Source organism: Streptomyces sp. NPDC050743, from assembly GCF_044456925.1.
GTDB lineage: Bacteria > Actinomycetota > Actinomycetes > Streptomycetales > Streptomycetaceae > Streptomyces.
In genome coordinates, this window is the sequence record NZ_JBITGJ010000268.1 from 690 (window position 1) to 3,270 (window position 2,581).

Here is a 2,581-nt window from a genome sequence, read left to right on the forward strand (position 1 = left end):
GCGGAGAAGGGGGGGGCGGGGGTTGGGGGTGTTTTCTTGGGTTCCTACCCGCCCGGTGGGCCGAAACCGGGGGGGCGCGGGTGCCCCCCCCCCCCCCGCCCCCCACTCACCCCTGCCCAGGGTGGCTTGGTGTCCTGCTGACGGGCGTCAGGGGACGAGGATGAGGCGGATCGGGTCGCCGATCTTGTTCTCCAGTCGGTGGACGGCGTCGGCGGCCTCGATGAGCGGGATGTGGTCGGTGATGGAGGGGGCCAGGTCGAGCCGTCCGGCCGCGGTCAGCTGCACCAGCTCGGAGACGGACTCGGGGAAGCCGCCGTAGTGGCCGCGCACCTGCTTTTGCAGGTAGTTGAAGGTCAGGCCCTCGGTGATGGTCAGTGGCCGGGGTGTGATGCCCACCAGGATCAGGGAGCCGCCCAGGCCGAGCACGGAGGCGGCCTGGTCGCGGACGGCGGGGACGCCGGCGCAGTCGAAGGCGAAGTCGAGGCCGCGTCCGCCGGTGGCTGCGCGGACCTGGTCGGCGAAGTCGGGGGCTGCCGGGTCGAGCGCGTAGTCCGCGCCGAAGGCCAGGGCGCGCTCGCGGGCGCTGGGCAGCGGGTCGACGGCGATGATCGGGGCGGCGCCGACCAGGCGGGCGAGGCGTACGTTGTGGGCGCCGACTCCGCCCACGCCCCAGACGCCGACGGACTGGGCGGCACGGACGCCCGCGGTGGCGACGACGGCGGCGTAGGGGGTGGAGACCGCGTCGGGGATGATCGCGGCCTGGTCGAAGGGGAGGCTGTCGGGGATGGGGATGAGGGTGTCCTCGCGGGCGATGACGTACTCGGCCCAGCCGCCGTCGTAGTCGATGCCGGCGGTGAGCATCTGGGTGCAGGGGCGGTGGCGCACGCATCCGGCGCACTGGCCGCAGGTCTTGCCGGCCTCCAGGGTGACGCGGGTGCCGACGGGCAGGCCGCGCTTGAGGTCGGGGCCGTGCGTGTGGATGACGCCGGAGACCTCGTGGCCGACGGTGATGGTGTCGGAGGTGGCGAACAGCGGGACGAGGGAGCCGTCGAGGAGGTGGACGTCGGAGAGGCAGACGCCGGCGGCCTTGACCTCGATGAGGACCTCGCCCGGGCCCGGCACTGGGATCGGGACCTCTTCCACGGCGAACTTCTTGCTGTCCAGGTGGAAGCGTCCGGCGAGCATGGTGTCCATGGTGATCTGCTTTCTGTGAGCGGCACGGCCCGGTGGTTCGGGCCAGGGGTGCCATGGGGTGTCTGAATGGCTGGTGGGGCCGGGAGGCGTACGGGGAGGCAGGACGTCCGCACGCCTCCCGGCGGCTGGGGGTCGGCGCGCCTTGACGGCGTTGTGACGGTCAGGCGAAGACGTCCTGCTGGTAGCGCTCGTCCGCCTCCAGCTGGGCGAGCCACTGCTGGGCCCTCTCGTCGTCGCTGCCGGTCTTCTGGCGGTGGATGGCGGCGAGTGCCTCGCGGACGGCGGGTGCCATGCGGCGGCCGTCACCGCAGACGTAGATGTACGCGCCGTCCTCGATGGCCTGCCACACCGTGTCGGCGGCATGGGCGATGGCGTTCTGCACGAACCGGGCCGGGTGGCCGGTCACCGCGGAGAAGGCGGTGTGTACCTGGGCGATGCCGGCCTGCTCCCAGTCCTGCATCTCCTGCTGGTAGAAGTAGTCGTGCTGCGGGTGGCGGCAGCCGACGAAGACCTGCGACAGGCCGACCTGGGTGCCGTTCGCGTGCTGTGTCGCCCGCTCCTCCAGGAAGCCGCGCAGCGGCGCGATGCCGGTGCCGGGGCCGATGAGGATCAGCGGCGTGGCGGGGTCGGCGGGCGGGGCGAACGTCGGGGAGGGCACGCGGACGTAGCCGTAGACGACGTCTCCGGGCTCCAGGCCCGCGATGTAGGCGGAGCAGGTGCCGCGGTACTGGCCGTCGCCGGACAGGGCCGGGCCCTCCAGCAGGCCGACGGTCAGGCGCACATGGCGCGGGTTGGCGGACGGGGCGGAGGAGATGGAGTAGAAGCGCGGGCGGATGGGGCCCATCATCTCCAGGAACACGGCCAGTGGCAGCTCGACGGCCGGGAAACGCTCCAGCAGGCCCAGCACCGAGATGCGCTTGCCGAGGATCTCCTTCTGGTAGTGCTCCTCGGCCTCCTCCGTTTCGGCGGTGTACGCCTGCAGCTGCGGCCGGGTCCACGGGCACTCGGTGTGCTCGGCGAGCGTCTGGATCTGCGAGCGGGTGGCCACGTCCTGCAGCTCCAGGAACTCGGTGAGCAGGATGCCGGCGGTGACCGGGGTGCCGACCGGCAGGTGTGTGCGGCCACCGGCCGGCTGGTCGAGCCGGAGCACCTGGTCGTAGTCGACGCCGAGCCGCCTCAGCGCGCGCTCCACCAGAGCGAGTTCGTTCTTGGCGAAGACCGCCAGGTGGTTGCCGGTCTCGTAGGTGACACCCTCGGGCAGCTCGAAAGTGATGGACTTCGCGGACGGGCGCGGCGGCTCGATCTGGAAGTCCCACAGCCCGGTCGCGTCGGCCACGAGCTCCTCGTTGGCCACCACGGTCAGCGGGTACGCCTGCTCGGAGACGAT

At 72.1% G+C, this 2,581-nt stretch carries 1 protein-coding gene and 1 pseudogene; both read right to left on the bottom strand.

Annotated features, from left to right (window positions below; all coding sequences use genetic code 11):
- Positions 1–147: 147 nt before the first annotated feature.
- Complete coding sequence (locus tag ACIBJF_RS52735) at positions 148–1,194, bottom strand: zinc-binding dehydrogenase (RefSeq protein ID WP_399185012.1); 1,047 nt, start codon at positions 1,192–1,194, stop codon at positions 148–150.
- A 160-nt stretch (positions 1,195–1,354) separates the two neighbouring features.
- Positions 1,355–2,581 (bottom strand): annotated as a pseudogene (locus ACIBJF_RS52740) (cytochrome); the annotation flags it as partial.

Coding starts and splice junctions, on each gene's coding strand:
- ACIBJF_RS52735 (WP_399185012.1), bottom strand. CDS start 1,194: ATGGACACCATGCTCGCCGGACGCTTCCACCTGGACAGCAAGAAGTTC.